At 69.7% G+C, this 19,737-nt stretch carries 17 protein-coding genes and 2 pseudogenes; 7 read left to right on the top strand and 12 right to left on the bottom strand.

Annotated features, from left to right (window positions below):
• Positions 1–24: 24 nt before the first annotated feature.
• Together BIV23_RS02635 and BIV23_RS02630 are read right to left on the bottom strand one after the other, a co-directional pair.
• Complete coding sequence (locus tag BIV23_RS02635) at positions 25–1,851, bottom strand: AMP-dependent synthetase/ligase (protein WP_071379047.1); 1,827 nt, start codon at positions 1,849–1,851, stop codon at positions 25–27.
• A 275-nt stretch (positions 1,852–2,126) separates the two neighbouring features.
• Entirely contained in the window at positions 2,127–2,996 is an 870-nt protein-coding gene (locus BIV23_RS02630) for a LysR substrate-binding domain-containing protein (protein WP_071379046.1), read from the bottom strand.
• A 245-nt stretch (positions 2,997–3,241) separates the two neighbouring features.
• On the opposite strand from BIV23_RS02630, the gene BIV23_RS02625 reads away from it, so the two are divergent.
• Positions 3,242–4,261, top strand: coding sequence for a bile acid:sodium symporter family protein (locus BIV23_RS02625; protein WP_071379045.1), 1,020 nt, complete (start codon positions 3,242–3,244; stop codon positions 4,259–4,261).
• Here BIV23_RS02625 and BIV23_RS02620 read toward each other — a convergent pair.
• Positions 4,211–6,088 carry a sialidase family protein gene (locus BIV23_RS02620; protein WP_071379044.1) on the bottom strand — a complete coding sequence of 626 codons (1,878 nt, stop codon included), beginning with the start codon at positions 6,086–6,088 and terminating at the stop codon, positions 4,211–4,213. The genes BIV23_RS02625 and BIV23_RS02620 overlap by 51 nt on opposite strands.
• A 140-nt stretch (positions 6,089–6,228) precedes the next feature.
• Entirely contained in the window at positions 6,229–7,146 is a 918-nt protein-coding gene (locus tag BIV23_RS02615; RefSeq protein WP_071379043.1) for a quinone oxidoreductase family protein, read from the bottom strand.
• A gap of 125 nt (positions 7,147–7,271) precedes the next feature.
• Here BIV23_RS02615 and BIV23_RS02610 point away from each other — a divergent pair, with 125 nt between their 5' ends.
• Entirely contained in the window at positions 7,272–7,709 is a 438-nt protein-coding gene (locus BIV23_RS02610) for a MarR family winged helix-turn-helix transcriptional regulator (RefSeq protein ID WP_071379042.1), read from the top strand.
• 19 nt (positions 7,710–7,728) lie between these two features.
• The gene (locus tag BIV23_RS02605) at positions 7,729–8,256 is read left to right on the top strand and encodes an isochorismatase family protein (RefSeq protein WP_177239666.1); all 528 of its coding nucleotides are present in this window, start codon (positions 7,729–7,731) and stop codon (positions 8,254–8,256) included.
• Positions 8,257–8,372: 116 nt separating this feature from the next.
• Here BIV23_RS02605 and BIV23_RS02600 read toward each other — a convergent pair whose 3' ends face one another.
• Positions 8,373–9,092, bottom strand: a complete 720-nt coding sequence (locus BIV23_RS02600; protein ID WP_071379040.1) for an SDR family oxidoreductase — start codon at positions 9,090–9,092, stop codon at positions 8,373–8,375.
• A 152-nt stretch (positions 9,093–9,244) separates the two neighbouring features.
• Between BIV23_RS02600 and BIV23_RS02595 the strand changes: the two genes are divergently transcribed.
• Positions 9,245–10,066 carry a LysR family transcriptional regulator gene (locus BIV23_RS02595; protein WP_071379039.1) on the top strand — a complete coding sequence of 274 codons (822 nt, stop codon included), beginning with the start codon at positions 9,245–9,247 and terminating at the stop codon, positions 10,064–10,066.
• Between the two features lie 76 nt (positions 10,067–10,142).
• On the opposite strand, the gene fdhD is transcribed toward BIV23_RS02595, so the two are convergent.
• The 5 genes and pseudogenes from fdhD to BIV23_RS02570 all read right to left on the bottom strand — a co-directional run bounded on the left by fdhD (position 10,143) and on the right by BIV23_RS02570 (position 13,749).
• Positions 10,143–10,991, bottom strand: coding sequence for a formate dehydrogenase accessory sulfurtransferase FdhD (fdhD, locus tag BIV23_RS02590; protein WP_071379038.1), 849 nt, complete (start codon positions 10,989–10,991; stop codon positions 10,143–10,145).
• A gap of 7 nt (positions 10,992–10,998) precedes the next feature.
• Positions 10,999–11,502 (bottom strand): annotated as a pseudogene (locus tag BIV23_RS02585) (2Fe-2S iron-sulfur cluster-binding protein); the annotation flags it as partial.
• Positions 11,493–12,214, bottom strand: a pseudogene (locus tag BIV23_RS02580) (2-dehydropantoate 2-reductase); the annotation flags it as partial. The pseudogenes BIV23_RS02580 and BIV23_RS02585, both read right to left, overlap by 10 nt.
• Positions 12,215–12,517: 303 nt before the next feature.
• Positions 12,518–13,162, bottom strand: a complete 645-nt coding sequence (locus BIV23_RS02575; RefSeq protein WP_245790311.1) for an IS110 family transposase — start codon at positions 13,160–13,162, stop codon at positions 12,518–12,520.
• Between the two features lie 356 nt (positions 13,163–13,518).
• Complete coding sequence (locus BIV23_RS02570; RefSeq protein ID WP_143079039.1) at positions 13,519–13,749, bottom strand: hypothetical protein; 231 nt, start codon at positions 13,747–13,749, stop codon at positions 13,519–13,521.
• 531 nt (positions 13,750–14,280) lie between these two features.
• Between BIV23_RS02570 and BIV23_RS51490 the strand changes: the two genes are divergently transcribed.
• Positions 14,281–14,748 (top strand): DUF6083 domain-containing protein, encoded by a 468-nt coding sequence (locus BIV23_RS51490; RefSeq protein ID WP_342746343.1) that lies wholly within the window; start codon positions 14,281–14,283, stop codon positions 14,746–14,748.
• 1,047 nt (positions 14,749–15,795) lie between these two features.
• Entirely contained in the window at positions 15,796–16,152 is a 357-nt protein-coding gene (locus BIV23_RS02550) for a hypothetical protein (protein ID WP_071379034.1), read from the top strand.
• A gap of 412 nt (positions 16,153–16,564) precedes the next feature.
• Here BIV23_RS02550 and BIV23_RS53815 read toward each other — a convergent pair.
• A protein-coding gene (locus BIV23_RS53815; protein ID WP_425443455.1) for an IS630 family transposase occupies positions 16,565–17,624 on the bottom strand; the annotation gives its coding sequence in 2 pieces (ribosomal slippage) (positions 16,565–17,173 and positions 17,175–17,624; 1,059 coding nt in all).
• Positions 17,625–17,961: 337 nt separating this feature from the next.
• Here BIV23_RS53815 and BIV23_RS02535 point away from each other — a divergent pair.
• Positions 17,962–18,201 (top strand): Imm32 family immunity protein, encoded by a 240-nt coding sequence (locus BIV23_RS02535; protein WP_071379032.1) that lies wholly within the window; start codon positions 17,962–17,964, stop codon positions 18,199–18,201.
• Between the two features lie 471 nt (positions 18,202–18,672).
• Here BIV23_RS02535 and BIV23_RS02530 read toward each other — a convergent pair whose 3' ends face one another.
• The gene (locus tag BIV23_RS02530; RefSeq protein WP_071379031.1) at positions 18,673–19,713 is read right to left on the bottom strand and encodes a LacI family DNA-binding transcriptional regulator; all 1,041 of its coding nucleotides are present in this window, start codon (positions 19,711–19,713) and stop codon (positions 18,673–18,675) included.
• Positions 19,714–19,737 lie beyond the last annotated feature (24 nt).

Below are 19,737 nucleotides of genomic sequence, written 5' to 3'. Positions count from 1 at the left end.
GAAGGCGGGGTGTGTGACGCTGCGTCAGGTCCGGTAGAGGGCCTCGACCTCGTTGTCGTAGACCTTCTCGATCGCCTTCCGCTTCAGCTTCAACGACGGTGTGAGCAGGCCGTGTTCCTCGGTGAACGGCTGCGCCAGTATGCGGAAGGTACGGATCGACTCGGCCTGGGAGACGAGGGTGTTGGCGGCCACCACCGCCCGCCGCACCTCCGTCTCCAGGTCGGCGTCGCGCACCAGCTGCACCGGGGTCAGCTTCGGCTTGCCGCGCATCTGCAGCCAGTGCTCGACGGCCTCCTGGTCGAGGGTGACCAGGGCGGCGATGTACGGCCGGTCGTTGCCGACCACGATGCACTGGTTCACCAGCGGATGCTCGCGGACCCGCTCCTCCAGCACCCCGGGCGAGACACTCTTGCCCCCGGAGGTCACCAGGATCTCCTTCTTGCGGCCGGTGATGGTCAGATAGCCGTCCTCGTCCAGCGAGCCGAGGTCGCCGGTGGCCAGCCAGCCCTCGTGCAGGGTCTCGTCGGTGGCCTTGGGGTTGTTGAGGTAGCCCTGGAAGACGTTGGCGCCGTGCAGCCAGATCTCCCCGTCGTCGGCGATGTGCACGGTCATCCCGGGGATCGCCTGGCCGACCGTGCCGTAACGGGTGCGCTCGGGCGGGTTGGCGGTCGCCGCGGCCGTCGACTCGGTCAGGCCGTAGCCCTCGTAGATCTGCACGCCGGCGCCCGCGAAGAACAGCCCCAGGCGCCGGTCCATCCCCGAACCGCCGGACATCGCGTTGCGGATCCGGCCGCCCATCGCCGCGCGCACCTTGCCGTAGACGAGCTTGTCGAACAGCTGGTGCTGCATGCGCAGTCCCGCCGACGGGCCGGGCCCGGTGCCCCACGCCTTGGCCTCCACGGCCTCCGCGTACTTCACCGCGATGTCCACCGCCTTCTCGAACGGCCCCGACCTGCCCTCCTTCTCCGCCTTGCGGCGCGCGGAGTTGAACACCTTCTCGAAGATGTACGGCACCGCCAGGATGAACGTCGGCCTGAACGCGGCCAGATCGGGCAGCAGAGCGGCGGCGTGCAGCTGCGGCTGGTGCCCGAAACGGACCCTGCCGCGGATCGCGGCGACCTCCACCATCCGCCCGAAGACATGCGCGAGCGGCAGGAACAGCAGTGTGGAGGCCTCGTCGTCCCTCTTGGTGTGGAACACCGGCTGCCACCGCTGGATCATCGTGTCCGCCTCGAACATGAAGTTCCCGTGCGAGAGCACACAGCCCTTCGGGCGGCCCGTGGTGCCGGAGGTGTAGATGATCGTGGCGACCGAGTCCGGCGTGATGGCCTGCCGGTGCCGGTGCACCGTCTCGTCGTCCAGATGTGCGCCGGCGTCGTACAGCTCCTGCACACAGCCCGCGTCCAGCTGCCACAGCTGGCGCAGTTGCGGGAGGCGGTCGATGACGGTGGCGATGGTCATCGCGTGGTCCTCGTGCTCCACGATCGCCGCGGACACCTCGGCGTCGTAGAGCATCCAGAAGCACTGCTCGGCCGAGGAGGTGGGGTAGACGGGCACCACCTGGGCGCCGATCGTCCACAGCGCGAAGTCGAACAGGGTCCACTCGTAGCGCGTACGGGACATGATCGCGACGCGGTCGCCGAAACGGATGCCGCGCGCGAGCAGGCCCTTGGCGAGGGCCATGACCTCGTCACGGAACTCGGCGGCGGTCACATCGCGCCACTGCCCGTCGGGATCCTTGCGGCCGAGGGCGACATGGGCCGGGTCGCTCTGGGCATGCTCGAAGACGACGTCGGCCAGACCGCCCACCGGCGGCGCCGACGCCAACGGCGGGTTGGTGAACTCGCGCAAACCTCGCTCCCCGATCCTCGCTGTCGGTCACGCCCGTGATGCTCGGCACAGCGCGGTGAAAGCTACCCCACGGCGTCACCGGGCGGGAGGGGGTGGTTAACCGTGCAAACCTCACGTTTTCCCTGGGAGGTGACCGGAAAATACCCTCACATGGGGAAGGGCCGGACACAATACTGACGGGTCAGTAAGTTTCGGTGCCGTAATCTCCACGGAATCTGTACGGGCCGATTACCGCCCACACCATCCTGTACGCGGCATACCGCGTGCGGCTCCGGTCAGTCGCCGCGCCGCCCCAGCCGTTCGCCGCCCGCCAGGACGGCCGCGGCCAGAGCGTTCGCGGCATCCTCCGCCGCGCCGTGGCGGCGGCCGTGGACGAGGACGAAGTCGACCTTGCCGAGGCCGGGCAGTCCGGAGCGGTCCGGCAGGCGGAACAGGCCGGGCGGGATCAGCCGCCGGGAGTGGGCCATCACACCGAGGCCGGCGCGGGCGGCCGCGATGAGGCCGTTGAGGCTGCCGCTGGTGCACACGATCCGCCACGCCCGGCCCTCGCGCTCCAGGGCCTGAAGCGCACGGGCCCGGGTGATGCCGGGCGGGGGATACACGATCAGCGGGACGGGCCGGTCGGCGTCCAGACGCAGCCGCTCGGCGCCGATCCACACCAGGTCGTCGCGCCACACCAGCGCGCCACGGGGGTCCTCGGGGCGGCGCTTGGCGAGCACCAAGTCCAGCTTCCCGGCGGCCAGCTGTTCGTGCAGCGTGCCGGACAGCTCCACGGTCAGCTCGAGGTCGACCTCGGGATGGTCGTAGCGGAAGGCCTCCAGGATCTCCGGGAGCCGGGTGAGCACGAAATCCTCCGAGGCGCCGAACCGTAGCCGGCCGCGCACCCGGGTGCCGGTGAAGAACGCCGTCGCCTGCTCGTGCACCTGGAGGATCCGCCGGGCGAACCCCAGCATCGCCTCGCCGTCCTCGGTCAGCTCCACTGCATGGGTGTCCCGGGTGAACAGCTGCCGGCCGGTCGCGTCCTCCAGCCGGCGGACATGCTGGCTGACCGTGGACTGACGCAGCCCGAGCCGGCGCGCGGCCTGCGTGAAGCTCAGGGTCTGGGCCACGGCGAGGAAGGAGCGCAGCTGCGCCGGCTCGTACACGGCACCAGCCTAGCCGGATATCACAAAACATGATGACAGTCAGAGTGGTGTACGGGATTCCCGATCGGTGGAGCGCGGAGGACGATGAAGGGGGCTCCTGCGGCCCCGACGAGAAGAGAAACACGAGAAGAGAAACATCGGCGACACCTGCCGACCCGTACCGACCGACGACACCTTCAGCCCCTCCCACCCGCACACACAGAGCACATCGGAGCACCGTGACACGCCTGCGCCGGCCGAGCTGGATGCCGATCGACCCGTACATCGTCCTGCTGCTGGGGACCGTGGGCCTCGCCGCGCTCCTCCCGGCCCGGGGGACCGCCGCCGACGTCGCCTCGGGCGCGTCGACGACCGCGATCGCCTTCCTCTTCTTCCTCTACGGCGCCCGGCTGTCGACCCGGGAGGCACTGGACGGCCTGCGCCACTGGCGGCTGCACACCACGGTGCTGGTGTGCACGTTCGTGCTCTTCCCGGCGTTCGGGCTCGCCGCGCGGGCGCTGGTGCCGACGCTGCTGACGCATCCGCTCTACCAGGGCCTGCTGTTCCTGACGCTGGTGCCGTCCACGATCCAGTCGTCCATCGCGTTCACCTCGATCGCCCGGGGCAACGTGCCCGCGGCGATCTGCGCGGGCTCCTTCTCCTCCCTCGCGGGCATACTGATCACCCCGCTGCTGGCGGCGGCGCTCCTCGGCAACAGCGGCGGCGGGTTCTCCGCCGACTCACTGACGAAGATCGTGCTCCAGCTGCTGGTGCCGTTCCTCGCCGGGCAGCTGCTGCGCCGCTGGATCGGCGGCTTCATCACGCGGCACAAGAAGGTCCTCGGCCTGGTCGACCGCGGCTCCATCCTGCTCGTCGTCTACACCGCCTTCAGTGAGGGCATGACCCAGGGCATCTGGCACCAGGTCAGCCTCGCACGGCTCGGCGGCCTCCTCGTCGTGGAGGCCGCCCTGCTGGCCGCGATGCTCCTGCTGACCTGGTACGGAGGCAAGGTACTCGGCTTCGGCCGGGCGGACCGGATCGCCATCCAGTTCGCCGGGTCGAAGAAGTCCCTCGCTTCCGGGCTGCCCATGGCCGGCGTCCTGTTCGGCGCCCACGCCTCCCTCGCCGTGCTGCCGCTGATGCTCTTCCACCAGATGCAGCTGATGGTGTGCGCCGTCATCGCCAAGCGCCGCGCCCGCGATCCGCAGGAGGTTCTGGACACCGCGCCCGGGGCGTCAGCGGCCCACGTGGTCCAGGGGCAGCCACAGGACCGTGTCCTTCGCTGAGCGCAGGGCCTCCGGGTGCGACAGCTCCTGGTCGGTGAGGGCCCGGTCCCATACGTGCACCTCGTCGATGGCGCCGGTGAAGAAGGCCCGGCTGTCCATGCGCTGAGCGATGTGCACACCGAAAGGGGAGTTACGGCTGACCGATCCCGGGATGTCGGATACGGACGACTGCATACCGTCGACCGACAACATCAGCCGACCGCCGCCCCGCCGGAGCACCATGTGATGCCACTGGCCGTCGTTGTATGCGGTATTCGTGCGAACGTATGCAGTCTGCGGAGCCGCCGCGCCGTCCCGCACGGTGATCAGGCCCTGGATCCGGTTGTTCGCCGGCTCCCCGCGCAGCCACACCTGGGGCTGCGTGGTGCCGGTCCCGCCCATCCACAGCAGCGGCTGCTCACCGGTGGTGGCCGTGTACCGGAACCACAGAGATGCCGTGAAGTCCTTCGTGCCGAGCGGCAGCCGGCTGCTGTACGGCAGGCGTACGGCCGCATCGGTGCCGTTGAACTCCAGCGCGCCGCCGGACACCCCCCGCGTCTCCTTCGCGCCGCCGAGCACCGCGGCCGGGCGGGCGTGCGGGGCCAGGTCGGCGGTGACCGGATCGGGGCCGCGGCGCGGGGCGAGCCAGTTCTCGGTGAAGCGGGCGAAGCGGATCTCTTCGCGTGCGTCCACCGCGCCGCCCTCGTAGACCAGGCCGATCGTGTCCCCGGTGACGCGGACCAGGTCGGAGTAGCCGGACCAGTCCGTGGTGACGACCGTGCCGCGGTCCACGCTGTCCCAGGTGCGGCCGCCGTCGTAGGAGGAGCGGATCATCATCGTGCGGCGCCGGTCGGGGTCGGCGGGGCAGGCGAGCAGCAGGCGGTCGCCGAGCCGCAGCAGCGAGCCCTGCACCATCGGTGCGTACAGGTCCGGCAGGTCGTGGAAGGCGGCGGTGAAGCGGGAACCGCCGTCGCGGCTGACGGCCTGGGTGCGGTGGCCGAGGTCGGTGCCGTCCTGCTCCCGTCCGCTGACCAGGACGGAGCCGTCGCCGAGTTCGGCGAGGGTGAGTTCGGAGGGTTTTTGCCGGAAGGTGCCGTCCTCGGCGATGGGCCAGGTCTCCTGGGCGCCGACCCGCCAGTGGCCGCCGTGGTCGTCGCTGATGATCAGCGCCGCGTGGTTGGCCGTGATCCGGGTGCCGTCCCAGGACTCGGCGTTCACCCCGAAGACCAGCCGCCCGGCGTACCGGCCGTGTGTGAGCTGGATGCCGTGCGCCGGCCCGGTCGCGTACCAGGAGTTCCAGGCGGTGGGCAGGATCTCCGGGCTCAGGTCGCGTGGTACGGACCAGGTCAGGCCGTTGTCGTCGCTGTACTGGAGGTGCGGGGTGCGGTCGCACGGCACCGAGCAGCTGGCGCTGTCCGTGCGGCCCGTGTTGTACGTCTCCGCGAGCCAGACGCGGCCGGTGGTGCGGTCCACGATCGGCGCCGGGTTGCCGTGGGTGTCGCCGTCGCCTTTGTTGACCACCTGGAGCGGGCCCCAGGTGCGGCCGCCGTCGGTGGAGCGCTTGAGCACGATGTCGATGTCGGTGGCGTCCCCGCAGTTGGGGACCCGTCCCTCGGCGAACGCCAGCAGCGTGCCGTCGACGGCCTTGACGACCGTCGGGATGCGGAAGCAGGCGTAGCCGGGATCCTGGGAGGCCTTGAACAGGACCTGCTGGGCGAACTGGGGTGTCGTTTCCACGGGTTGGGCCTGTGCCGGATGAGGTGAGGCGAGCGGCAACAGGAGCAGCGCCGCCGACGTGCATACGAGGGCGAGTGCGGATCTGAGACGGGCGCGAAGACCTGACGGCATGGTACGACCTGCCCTTCGTCGGTCGGACATCCGGGCATCCGGGCATCCGGACATCCGATGTCCAACATGCGCACCGATGACGGTAGTTGTGGCCCCGGCGCCTCACAAGAAGCGTGCGGCGCAAGGAGTGCGCCGGGGCCTCACGGACGAAGGACGACCTTGCCGAGGTTGGCGCGCGTCTCGATCGCCTCGTGCGCCTTCGCCGCGTCCTCCAGGGCGAACTCGGCGTGCACGGCGGGCGTCACGGCGCCCTCGGTGAACAGTCGCCACAACTCGTTGCGCCACTGCTCGTACAGCTCCGGCCGGCCGCGGGCGATCAGGGCCATCTGGAAGCCGATCACGGACTTGGCGCCGACCAGCAGATCGTAGGCCCGGATCGTGCCGCCGCCCGAACTGTAGGCGACCAGGCGGCCGTGCGGGGCGAGGGCGGCGAGTGCCGGGGCGAGCAGATCACCGCCGACCGCATCCAGAATGCAATCGACCGGATCCCCCCAACTGTCGTCCGCATATTGGATACAGTCGTCCGCGCCCAGCGCCCGCACGAAGTCCGCCTTCGCCGGATCGGACACCGCGCCCACCACCCGTCCCGCGTCCCGCGCCCGCGCCAGCTGCACGGCGAGATGCCCGACGCCGCTCGCCGCAGCGGTGACGAGGACCGCCTCGCCCGCTACCGGCCGCGCCGCCTCCAGCGCCCCGAACGCCACCAGGCCGCTGCGCACCAGCGCGACCGCGTCCACGGCGCTCGCGCCGTCCGGTACCAGTGAGGTCATGGCCTCGTGCAGCACGGCGAAGTCGGCGTACCCGTGGCCGAAGCACAGCCCGGTCACCCGCTCGCCCGGCCGGAAGCGGGTCACGCCCTCACCGGCCGCCACCACCTCGCCGGCGATCTCGCCGCCCAGCGCGACGGGATCGGCGGCCTCGGTGACCTTGCGGACGATCGGCAGTGTGACGCCGACCGCCTCGCAGCGCACCAGCAGTTCCCCGGGGCCGGGATCAGGGACAGGTGCCTCCTCCAGGAAGAGCGGGCCGCCAGGGCGGTCGTAGCGAACGCGACGCATCAGCACCTCCGGGGCCGGGCGGACCCGGCTCAGCAGTTGGTGGGAACACCCACGATATCGTTGGGAACCCCAACGATATCCGATCTTCGTTGGGAAGTCCAATGAATTCCGGATAGGCTTCCGCCATGGCCGAAGCACCCCTGTCCGCGATCCGCTCCCTGCCCAGCTGGCTCCTCGGCCGGGCCGCCGCCCGGGGCCGTGCCCTGGTCGCCGAGGCCCTCGCGGCCGAGGGCATGAAGATGTGGCACCACGTGGTCCTCTCCGCCGTCCGCGACCTCGCCCCCGTCGCCCAGGCCGACCTCGGCCGCAGCGTCGGCCTCGACCCCAAGGACCTGGTCGGCGTTCTGAACGACCTCCAGAACGCAGGTCATGTCGTCCGCGCCCCCGACCCCCGGGACCGGCGCAAGAACGCCGTGTCCCTCACCGACGAGGGCGCCCGCCTCCTCGAACGCTGCGAGACGGCGGCCCGCGCGGCCAACGACGACCTGCTGGCCCCGCTCTCGGCCGCCGAACGCGATCAGTTCACGGATCTGTTGATCCGGATTTCCGGCACGGACGGCTGACGGCGGCTAACGTTCCGTCATGACCGCAGCTCCCGTGCTCGATCCGCAGCGCACCGCCCTGATCCTCATCGACCTGATGGACCGCATCGTCGCGCTGCCCCTGGAACCCCGCACCGGCACCCACGTGCTCGCCACCGCCGAAGAGCTGGCGCACACCTTCCGCGGTGCCGGAGCGCCCGTCGTGCTCGTCCGGGTCGAACGCCCCTCGGTCGCCGAACAGCCGCCCGGCAGCGACCTGGTGGCCGGACTCGCCCGCGACGGCGACCTGGAGGTGGTCAAGCACACCCTCGGCGCCTTCCAGGGCACCGGACTGCACGAGCGGCTGCGTGAACGAGGCGTCACCACGCTGGTGTTCGCGGGCATCGCCACCAACCTCGGCGTCGAGTCCACCGCCCGCGCCGCCGCGGACCTCGGATACGGCCTCGTCTTCGTGGAGGACGCCATGGCCGCCTTCACCGCCGCCGAGCACGAGGCGTCCGTCCGGCTCGACTTCCCCCGCCTCGGGACGGTCGTGACCGCCGCCGACGTCCGGCTCGCCGCCGACTGACAGCTGTCGGCTGTCCACTGCGTACTGTCGACCGCCCACTTCCGACTGTCTACCGTCTACCGTCTACCGTTTACGGTCGACTGCCCACCGACGGCCGATGGCTGACGGCTGTCGGCTCAGACCAGCGTGCCGCCGCCGTCCACGACCACCACCGACCCGGTGCTGTAGCCACCGCGCATCAGATACAGGTACGACTCCGCCACATCCGCCGGTTCGCCGACCCGTCCCACCGGCAGCGACTCGGCGGACGACCGGAACAACCCCTCCCGGACGTCGTCCGGCAACTCCCGCCACAGTTCGGTGCGCACGACCCCGGGCGAGACGGCGTTGACCCGCACCGGTGCCAACTCCACGGCCAGCGCCCGGGTCAGCGACTCCATCGCCCCGCACAGCGCCGACGCGGCACTCGAACCGGGCACCGGCCGGCGCCCCGCCGTCCCCGTCGTCAGCACCACCGATCCGCCCGGGCGGATCGAGGCGGCGGCGTGCTTCACCGCCGTGTACGCCCCCCACAGCCGTGTGTCCATGAACCGCCGGGCCCGCTCGGCCGTCGTCTCGGCCAGGCTCTCCAGCAGCAGCGCCTCACCCGCCGTGTACACCAGATGATCGAACGCGCCGACCTGCTGGAAGAAGCCGCGCACCGCGTCCTCGTCCGTCGCGTCCAGCGTCCTCCCCTCGGCGCCCTCGGGCAGCCGCTTCAACGCCGCGTCCACACTCTCCGGCCGGCGCGAGGCCACCACCACCTCGGCGCCCTCCCGCGCCGCCCCCTCGGCGACCGCGAGCCCGATGCCCGACGTGCCCCCGATGACGACCACGCGCTGTCCCTGCAGATGCATGGGAAATTCCTCTCGATGCCGATGTTCCATCCCGATCGGACGCCTCCAGCCTGTGGTCGTACGCGGGTGTACGTCCAAGACCTCTTCCGCCCGCGGCGATACCCTGAAGACATCACCGCTGGTACGTGAGCGTGCCTACGAGAGGGGTGGTCATGGACCTGGACCTGCGCAAGGTCCGTTACTTCGTCGCGGTCGCCGAACTGCTCCACTTCGGCCGCGCCGCCGAGCGACTGCACATCCCCCAACCGGTGCTGAGCCGTCAGATCAGAGCGCTGGAAAGGGACTTGGGCGTCGAGCTGTTTCTGCGCGACAGCCACGGCGTGACGTTGACCGACGCGGGGCGCCAACTTGGTGAGGAGGCACACCAGTTGCTGGCCGCGGCCGACGGCGCCCGACACCGCGTGCGCCGGGCCGCCGACGAGCCCCGCCGGTTCGTCGTCGGCTTCCGCGCCGGCATCGCCGTCACCCACGCCCTGCGTGCCTTCCGCGCCGCGCACCCGGACGTCGAGACCAGCGCCTGCCGCCTCGAATGGGACGACCAGGAACGGCTCGTCCTCGACGGCACCCTCGACATCGCCTGCGTGCGCGCTCCGCTGCGCGAGGAGGGCCTCGAACTGCGGCTCCTGTACACCGAGTCCCGTGTGGTGATGCTCCCGGCCGGACACCGCCTCGACGGAAAGCCGGAACTGTCCCTGGCCGACCTCGACGGCGAGACGTGGCTGCGCTATGCGCTTCCCGGGCCGGGCGACATACCCGTGCGCACCGTCGAGGAGAAGTTCGAGTGCGTGGCCGCCGGCAGCGGCATCACACTCGTCCCGCACTCGATCGCCGAGCAGTACTCCCGCCCGGACATCAGCTACGTACCGGTCACCGACGCCGAACCGGACCAGGTGCTGCTGGCCTGGGCGGCCGGCCGCACGTCACCCCTGATCACCGAGTTCGCCAAGGCCGCGGCGGCGTCGGGTCGCGGCTGAGGCGGGGTCCCGCGGCGCCGGGGGGGGGCGCTCCCTGCCGGCGGGGCCCCCGCCGCCGTGCCGCGGGGAGTCGGCCTCAGCCCTGGGCGGCCGCCGCTCGTAGGGCGATGCGGTCCTCGCCCGCGTACACGTTCATCGAGCTGCCCCGCAGGAAACCCACCAGGGTCAGCCCCGTCTCGGCGGCCAGGTCCACCGCCAGCGAGGACGGCGCCGACACGGCCGCCAGCACCGGGATGCCCGCCATCACCGCCTTCTGCGCCAGCTCGAACGAAGCCCGCCCGGACACGAGCAGGATCGTCCGTGACAGGGGCAGCTCGCCGTTCTGGAGCGCTCGTCCGACCAGCTTGTCCACGGCGTTGTGGCGGCCCACGTCCTCCCGTATGTCCAGCAGCTCGCCGTCCTCGGTGAACAGGGCCGCCGCGTGCAGGCCCCCGGTCCGGTCGAACACCCGCTGGGCCGCCCGCAGCCGGTCGGGGAGGCTCGCCAGCAGCTCGGGGGTGACCCGGACCGGGGGAGTGTCGGCGATCGGGAATCGCGCGGTCGTACGGACGGCGTCGAGGCTGGCCTTGCCGCACAGGCCGCACGAGGAGGAGGTGTAGACGTTCCGTTCCAGGGTGAAGTCCGGCAGCGCCACGTCCGGGGCGGTCCGCACGTCCACGACGTTGTAGGTGTTGGAACCGTCTGCAGTCGCCCCCGCGCAGTAGACGATGTTCTGTAGATCGTATGCGGTAGCCAGTACACCTTCGCTCACCAGGAACCCAGCCGCCAGCGCGAAGTCGTCGCCCGGCGTGCGCATGGTGATCGCGAGAGGCTTTCCGTTCAGCCGGATCTCCAGGGGTTCCTCGGCGACGAGTGTGTCCGGCCGGGTGGAGACCGCCCCGTCCCGGATGCGGAGCACCTTGCGTCGTTCCGTGACTCGTCCCATGTCCTGATCAGCCCCGGTTCTGTACGTGCTGGTAGCCGAAACGGCCCTTGATGCAGAGATTGCCGTGGGTCACCGGATTGTCGTGCGGTGAGGTGACCTTCACGATCTCATTGTCCTGCACATGGAGGGTGAGGGTGCAGCCCACTCCGCAGTACGCACACACCGTGGACGTATCGGTCTGCCGTGCCTCGTCCCAGGTGCCGGCCGCCCGCATGTCGAACTCGGCACGCGGCGCGAGGGCGCGGGTCGGGCACACCTCGGCGCAGTCCCTGCCGTACACACAGGCCGAGTCGGTCAGCGGTGCGTCGTGCTCGACGGCGATCCGCGCGTCGAAACCGCGCCCGGCGACCGCGATCGCGAAGCTGTTCTGCCGCTGGTCGCCGCAGGCGTCGACGCACTTGTAGCGCGGGATGCACTTGTCGTAGTCGCGTACGTACAGGTCGTTGCCGACCCTCGGCTCCTCGTTCAGCCGGGCCGCGTCCGGGCCGAAACGGTCCGGCTTCACCTCGTACTGCCGTGTCTGCCATGTCTGCCGTGTCTGTGATGTCTGTAGTGTCCCCGTGTCCCTCGTGCCGCGCTCCTCAGGGCGAGCAGGTCCGATATGGCGTGCACGGTGCGCAGCGTGGGGACCTCCACGCCGGTGACCTCCGCGAGTTCGATCACGGCCGCGAGCAGCACGTCCAGTTCCAGCGGCTTGCCGCGCCCAAGGTCCTGGAGGGTGGAGGTGCGGTGGTCGCCGACGCGTTCGGCGCCCGCGAGCCGGCGCTCGACCGACACGGCCACAGTGCAGCCCTGCGCCTCGGCGACGGACAGCGTCTCGCGCATCATCGTCTCGATCACCCGGGGGGGGTGCCGCCGTGCAGGCACATCTGCCGCATGGTGGCGCGGGCCAGGGCGCTGATCGGGTTGAAGGAGATGTTCCCGAGCAGCTTCGCCCAGATGTCGCCGCGCAGGTCCTCCTCCGCCGGGCACTTCAGTCCGCCGGTCCGCATTGCCTCGCTGAGGTCCGTGCAGCGCGCGGAGACGCTCCGGTCGGGCTCGCCGATGGAGAACCGCGTGCCCTCCAAGTGCCGTACGACTCCGGGTGAGGGGAGCTCGGTTGCCGCGTAGACCACGCAGCCGACGGCCCGCTCGGGGGCGAGGACGGCGCTGAGGGCACCGCCCCGGTCGACGCTTTCGAGGCGGCGGCCGTCGTACGGGCCGCCGTGCCGGTGGAAGCAACACCTCGGCAAATGTAGCAACTGGCACCCGACCTTCGACTGCGCTGTCTGACCCCAGATGGACACTCGGATACAAATCGGCCCGACCGGCAAGAAGCTGCCGCCTCTGACGGTCAAGAACGCAGGTCAGGCGCCCGCTTCGAGTGGTCACGCGCACTGACGTGAGCGAGGCACTCGATCGGGTGATTGAGGCCCTGGCGGGGCTGAGCGAGGAGGAGGTGGCTGCGGCGTTGGCTGTTGCGGCTGGCACTTCGAGCTCTCGTCCGTCGGCGCCGCCAGTGGCCTCTCGGACGCCGCTGCCGGGCCCTAGACAAGATCAAGACATCGTCTCCGAGGTGGAGTGGGTCTGGGGTTCATTCCAGGTCTGTACGCGACTGCCTGGCCCCGCGTGCCCCCTTTCCTGGTGGGGAGGGGGCTCGTTGCCGTTCGGTGACCCGTGAGTCCGTGGGCGGCGCTGTGGAGTACCCAAAGCAACTGAGTTCGCCTGGCGATGAGCGTGCGGATCTGGTTGATCGTCTGGGTGCGGGCTTTGATGGCCGAACGCCGGACGACCCGCAGGGATCGGATGGCCTCCACGATGCCGTCGCGGGTTTTCGGCCGGCCGTTGGCGCGGCCGGACAGGACGGCGGTCGCGGCCGCGTAGGCGTCGACGGGGTCGGACTTGCCGTTGGCCCGCCGGGCCTTGCGGTCGGGGCGGTCAACGTCGACGATGGTGACCTCGTTCGCCCGAAGGAAGCGGGCGAGCTCGGAGCCGTAGGCGCCAGTCCCTTCGACCCCGACGGCGAGCACATCACCGTGCGAGCGCATCCACTCCAACAGGCGCCGGTAGCCGTCGGGAGTCGTGGGGAACGGTGCGGTGGCAAGGCGTCGGCCGATGTAGTCGATCACCGCTGCCTGGTGGAAGTCGGTGTGGGTGTCCACGCCGCCGACCACCACGATCTGGTCTGCCATGCTGTGTCTTGCCGTCCTTCCGTGCGATGCGCGAGGGATCGCACGGGCCGGTCGGGCGGCTGGACAAGACTGTGGTGGGACCTTTGGACGAGCTCCTATGAGGTCACAGGCGCTCGACCGGCCGCGTGCAGAGCGGCGCCGCCCAGCCGGCCGACGATTCCTGGAGAGGGCAGCTCGAAGCGTCAATCGTTCGGTGGGTCAGGCCTGCCGAGCAGCGCCGCGGTGAATCCTCACAGTCGTTCGTACAGTGGCGCGCTCCATCCGGACGCCAGGAACCACGCCCGCTCCACGGTGTGGGTCGACGGCGGACGGGATGGGAGCTGGGGTGAGTGGTGGCTTGAGGAAGTGGGGGCTGGCTAGGCATTGCGGATCAGCAGCGCGAACCCGCCCAGAACGCACATGCTCATCCCGAGCCCGAACAGCCAGCCGGTCGGGCCTCCAGAACTGCGCTGACGCCGCGACAGAGCGGCCACCGCACCAGTTGTCACGATGACCAGGCCGCCTATGACGAGTAGGACCACGGCAGGCCCGGTCGAGATGGGTCCGGTGTGCTCCCCGTTTCGCGGCATCCACTGGGCAACCAGCATCCGCACCACCCCCGTTCGTTCAGTCCGGCCGCCAGCCTGATGAGCCCAGCACGATTCGCACTTTATGTGAACAGTGCCCAGGCAACCCGGAGGAGGATGAACCCAGCGGGGACGGTCGCGAATGCCGTACCGACGGACAGACATCCGTAGGCGAAGATCTTCGAGACCTTCTGGTTCTGGGCACGGAACGCGGCGAAGCAAATGAAGCAAATGATTGCCAGGCAAGGCAGGAAGATGAAGAAGATACCCAGCGCTCGCACGCTTCCTCCCCCAAGTCGCAGGCTGCGCAGTACAGCAGGAAAGTACAGCAACCACAGCAACCGTGATCGTCCGCCACCGGGCCCGGACGACCGACTGACCTGCCGAGCAGACCTCAGCGACCGTTCAGCCCGTAGTGCGCATCGAGCGGGCAGGCCGGTGGAGTCTCGGCACAGCCATCGAGGTACCACCGAGCCCGCCGGCACGTGATCGCCAAATGAGGCTAAATCGCGACCTACTAGGACCCGCCCGGATCCGCTCACACTCGAACACATGGGGGCGACACTGGATGGTGGCCAGTCCGTATGCCTTCGCTGCGGAGAGGCTGGCGGCTCCGTACGCGAGCGCGGGCGGATCGGGCTCATGGCGTGCTACTGCGAGGGCTGTTGGAACACCCTCGCCAACGAGATGGCCGAGGCCGACGGCGCCAAGGCCGCCCCCAGACCCGAGCCCGACCCCGATGACGTGACTTGGATCGAGCCGCCAGTTTGCCCCGCATGCGGCGCCTTGATTCGCATATACCCCACGACCTACGGCCGGTGGGTCAGTCTCGCCATGGCGGAACTGCCCGCCAAAGACGTCCCAGAGGCCTTCAGGTGGCGTTTGATGCCACTCCCGACCCGATCCCCCATCCCCGCCGATATCGTCGCCGTACGGGTCCGTGGAATCGATCCGCTACCAGGTGAACCCGTCGTGCCGGCGCACAGCATGATGTGCGTCCCCGCATGGGGCGAGCCGTAGACCGCATGGCAGCGGACAGGGAGTCCCGGCCGTGTCCCCCGCGTGCCTGATCGAGCGGTGAGCGGCGGGGAGCAGTGGGGAACACCGGAGAGCGGTCCGAGGAACCGCAGGTCAGCGAAGTGCCAGCTCAGGCCCGGTCCGCATGCGCGATCTTCCAGACTAGCGCTCCAGGATCCGAGCGCGGCGGCGCTTGACTGGGTCATTGAAACTTCCGGCCAAAGTCGCTACGCCGACCGCGTGCCCAACTGTCGGCCGCTTGATCGACCGCAGCGAAAGACCCTCAACGGGCCTACGTGTGGTGGTCGAGGGCGTCCAAAAGCATCAGGAATGCCCCATATCCACACATCGCCATGGCCAGCCCTCCCCACAGCTTGGGAAACGTCCGCTGGAACGTTGGAGAACCCCTCTTCCACGAGTCCGGCTTGATCCTCCCGGTGAAGACCAAGAATCCCAGCGTGAACACGACGATCAAAAACGCACTGACACCGAGTGTTGACCCCACGCGCCCCCAGCCTCCGACGAAGCGAGCCGAGCCTACGCCCAGCGAACGCCGCTCGCACCGCAGCCTCAGCACGCTCAGGCGGCTTCGGGCCGTCTCGGGGCCGCCGAAGGACGCTCAGCAAAGAACAACTGCTGACAACCACCGACAGCTAAGTCGCAGGTCGCAGCGTTGATCGCTTACGCGACCGCAGGTCAGAGACCCAGCCCTGCACTTCTTCGGCTACTGACCGCGCTGAGGTGCGAGGTCCGCCCGCGGGCTGCTCGGCCGGCGCCCCTGGACCGCCGCAGTGCAGGAGCAAAGCGCAGCGCCTCTGCACCACAACCGCACCAGATCGAGCGGGGAACAGCGGGGAACCCCGGTGAAAGCAACCGGGCCCGATCAGGCCACACGGCGGCCGATTTCCCAGATCAGCACCCGAACCAACCCCAAATGACCGCAGCTTCCCAAGCTGACTGCGCTCTCCGTGGGAGATCGTCCGTCGGCACCTGCCCTGCCTGTTTCACCGGCAAGGCCGGCCTGTCAGTGCGGTGTGAGAGCCTCCCGGCATGACCTACGACTTGGCTGTGTGGGAGGGCGAGCGCCCGGCGGACGACAAGGCGGCCGGACGCGCCTTCACGGACCTCTATGACCGTTACGTCGACACGGAGGAGGAGCATCCTCCGACCAAGCGCATAGCGGCCTACGTCGCCGCGCTCCTGGACCGGTGGTGTGACCTGACCGAGGACGAGGAGGAAACCTCCCCTTGGTCGACGGGGCCGTTGATCGGAGAGGCAAGCGGCCCGCTCGTCTACTTCCCGATGCGCTGGAGCATGGCTGAGGAAGCCTCCGCCTACGCGGCGACCCTTGCGGAATCAATGGGTCTGGTCTGCTTCGACCCCCAACAGAACCGGCTCAGGCCCTGAAGCCTGGAGCTTGGGCACGCTTCCGTCCCAGTTTCCGTCTCATTCAGCGCCGTTCACGGCAGTTCAGGCGAGACCGAGTGCGATCGCCGCGCCCACGGCCAACCGCCCCTGAACGCAGGTGAACCGCCCTATCCGAGGCGCCCAGGTGCACCATCACAGTTGGAAAGCGCGCCCGCCACGCCCACGTGAGAGAGGTTGTGCGCGGCCGGCGCTGGCAGGTCGCCTCTTGGCCATCGACGAAGCCCCCCGTCGGATAGGTCCCGGACGAATCTCCGGGCCGCCCCCGGACAGATCGGGGATGCAACCATTCCCTTCAGAGCTGGAACCCCCGGAAGCCGACCGCGCGCTTGAGACCATAGACGTAGGCACTGGCAACGTACCTGCCCATACGCGGCCGTTGAGCGGTGAGTGTCTACGGACGTTGTTGCCGTGATGTCGTCAAGGTGAGGCCGGTTTCGGCGAGACATCCGTCGATGAGGTTGCTGCGGTACTGGATCTGACGGAGGCCGTGTCGAAGCACGCTCATGAGGTGGTCGGGGTGGGTGAAGGCGGTGTTGGCCTGGCTGCTGCGTCGCAGCAGTGACCAGATGCCCTCGACGGGGTTGAGGCCGGGCGTGTGGGCCGGCAGAGAGTGGCAGGTGATCCAGTCGTGGGTGTTGATGAACTCCCACAGCCGGCGGTCTCGGTGGGCATTCAGGTTGTCCCACACGAGCACGATCGGTGCGCCGAGCTGCTGGTGGGCGGTGATGAGCAGGTTGCGGTATTCGGTCCAGGTGAAACTGCGTCTGCCGCCCCGCTTGTGGTCGACGTGCCGTTTGGGCCGGTAGATCAGGCGTGAGCGTTCACCCTGCTTGTAGCAGGCCAGAGCGGCGATGGAGAAGCGACGCTGGGAGCGCCCCCGGACCCGGATGAGGGGTGTGTGTCCGCGCCTGGCCCACGTGCGGAGGTGGGCGGCGTCATCGAGAAGCCGGCCTCGTCTTCGAAGCACAGCCAGGCCCCGAGCGCCGCCACGGCGTTTCCACCTGTGGCCATGTCTCCTTCACCCACCCGGTGACACCTTCCTCGTTGCGCTCGGTCGCGCGGCGCGCGGGGACCTGATGGCTGAAGCCGTGCCGGTGCAGCATCTGCGCGATCGCCGACAGCGTCGTGCTCTTGTGGAACCTGCGCCCGATCAGCGTCTTGATCCGCGCCAGCGTCCAGGTCTGGTCCGGCCAGCCATGTGCTACCGGCCCTCTGGCCAACTCCTGCTCGAGCACCGCGAACAGCGCCTCACTCAGCTTGGGCCCGGACGCCTGCCCCTTCGACTCCGGGGCCGGTGCTCCGCCGCGCGCCCATGCCTGCTGCCACCGCTGGGCCGACCGCACGCTGACACGTAACTGCTTGGCGATAGCGGCATTGTCGTGTTCCAGGGCGAATAACTCGGCCGCCTGCATCCGGATGTGCTCGCGAAACGCCCGTCGCTCCGCGGTCAGCCCGCCCCCTTGCGGATACCTCGTATGACCGGCCTACTGCGACAACCACAGCTTGTCGACCCCCAAGACATCACGCCAGCAAGGTCAGTAACTGCGTGACAACGCCGACGCGCAGCGGCGGACGAGCGCGGACGTCTGCGGACCGTCAACGCAGGCGGGAGACGCGACCGCCCAAAGCAGGAGCGAGCCCCCGCCCACGTTGCTTCGGGACGGAGAAGTCGTCACCCATGTCTCGCCGTACAGATCTCGCCGTCGCAGCTTGTTCTGGGTACGAGATGCTTGAGGTATGGCCCGTGAACCCAGCGCTGCTCCGTCAACGACCACTCATGTGAGTGCGATGACCGATGGAGCCACCAGAGTCTTCACGTGGGAGGAGGGCGCGCGCATCGAGGTCCGCAACCTGGGCGGAGAGATCGTTATCGAGGCAAACGCCGCCGGGCTGAAGACGCTGGCAGGCCACCTCCTCACGCTCGCCCAGGACGGCACGCCGGACGGTGCTCATCTCCACCTGGAGGAGAACAACGGGCTCGAAGAAGGCTCCGTAGGCCTGGTCTTGGAGAGGTGCGACGACGAATGACGCGTGCCAGGCAGTATGGAATCAGCCCCGGCAAGGGTCCGTGCGGCACGAGTGCGGCCGCACTCGAGCAACTGACGTAGCGACGGATGGAGATCCGGACGAAGATCCCCGTCGACGGGCCGGGCCCCGGGGACACCGACCGCTCGACTTCGGCGGCGTGGTCGGCAGCGTCCCCGGCATACAGGTCCAGACGGATCCGCGGATGTTCCCGGACCGGCGTCCGGCTGAGACCGAGTGCCGGCTGCACCCCGGCCCCTTCCGCCGGAACCGGCACCACTCAGTCGTCCTGCATCTCCTCGCGCGGGACGTATCCCGGGCATCGCTGGCCCGCGCAGCTCTCGGCGGCCCGGCCGAGGCGGGCGGCCCGGGTCTGTCGGGTTCGGGTGACGTGCTCGGCCCGGTCGAGCCGTGGCGGGCACCCCCGAGGGGGATCGGCACCTCTGACGGGTACCGGTGCTGCCGCCCGGACCGTCACCTGTGCGGCGACTCACCGCGGGCATCCTGCTCGTCCTGCGGACGAGGGGCCGGCGCGGTGGTGGTTCGCGGGATCACATGCGTGGGCAGGACGACGTGCCTCTCGTGTTCCGCCTCGGAGTCGTCGATGAGTCTCAGGGCGAGTTCGCCGGCCGCACGGCCGATGTCCGAGGGGGACTGGGCCACCGTGGACAGGTCGAACCAGTCGGCGATCGGCTGGTCGTCGAAGCCGAGGACGGAGATGCGTTCCGGCACCGCGATCTGCGTCGTGCGCAGGGTCCTGATGACCGCGACCGCGAGCTCGTCCTGTTCGGCGAAGATCGCGGTGGGCGGCTCGCGCAGGCTCAGCAGCTTTCCGACCGCCTCAGCGGTCCTTCGTTTGTCGCCGACCGGGGCGGCGACCGCCAGGTCCTCGTCGAGGGGGACGCCCGCTTCGGTGAGTGCCTGCCGGTAGCCGAGGAGCCGCTCGTTGGAGCTGAAGGAGAAGCCGCTGGCGCCCACGCTCTGGACGAAGGCGACCCGGCGGTGGCCGAGGTTGAGCAGGTGGCGGGTGCCGTGCAGGGCGCCTGCCACGTCGTCGACGTAGACGCTGGGTCGCCCGTCCACGTGCTGACTGACGTAGATGACGGGCATGCCGAGGCCGTCCAGCCGCGCGGTCTCCTCGTCGGTGAGGTCGAAGGAGAACACCAGCAACGCGTCCGCGTTGCGCCGGGCCGGGAGGCGTTCGAAGAAGGAGGTGCGCTCGGCCATGTCGGGTATCACGTACACGTTGAGTTCCATGCCCGCCGCCCGGAGCAGCGGGGCCAGGCTGGACAGGGCAGCCCCCATGAACCACGCGTTGAGCGTGGGGACGAGCACGGCCACGTTCCCGGTCCTGCCGGTGACAAGGCTTGCAGCCTGCCGTGACACGGCGAAGTTCAGCTCGCGCGCGGCCTCCTCGACGCGGGCGCGTACCTCCGGCGAGACGGTGGACAGGCCCCGCAGGGTGCGCGAGACGGTGGATGTGGAGACCCCGGCCCGTTCGGCCACGTCGGCCATCGTGGGGTGGCGCTGAGCTGGCGG

The organism is Streptomyces monashensis (assembly GCF_001866665.1).
GTDB classification, from domain to species: Bacteria; Actinomycetota; Actinomycetes; order Streptomycetales; family Streptomycetaceae; genus Streptomyces; species Streptomyces monashensis.
This window is presented reverse-complemented; position numbering and strand designations above follow the sequence as displayed.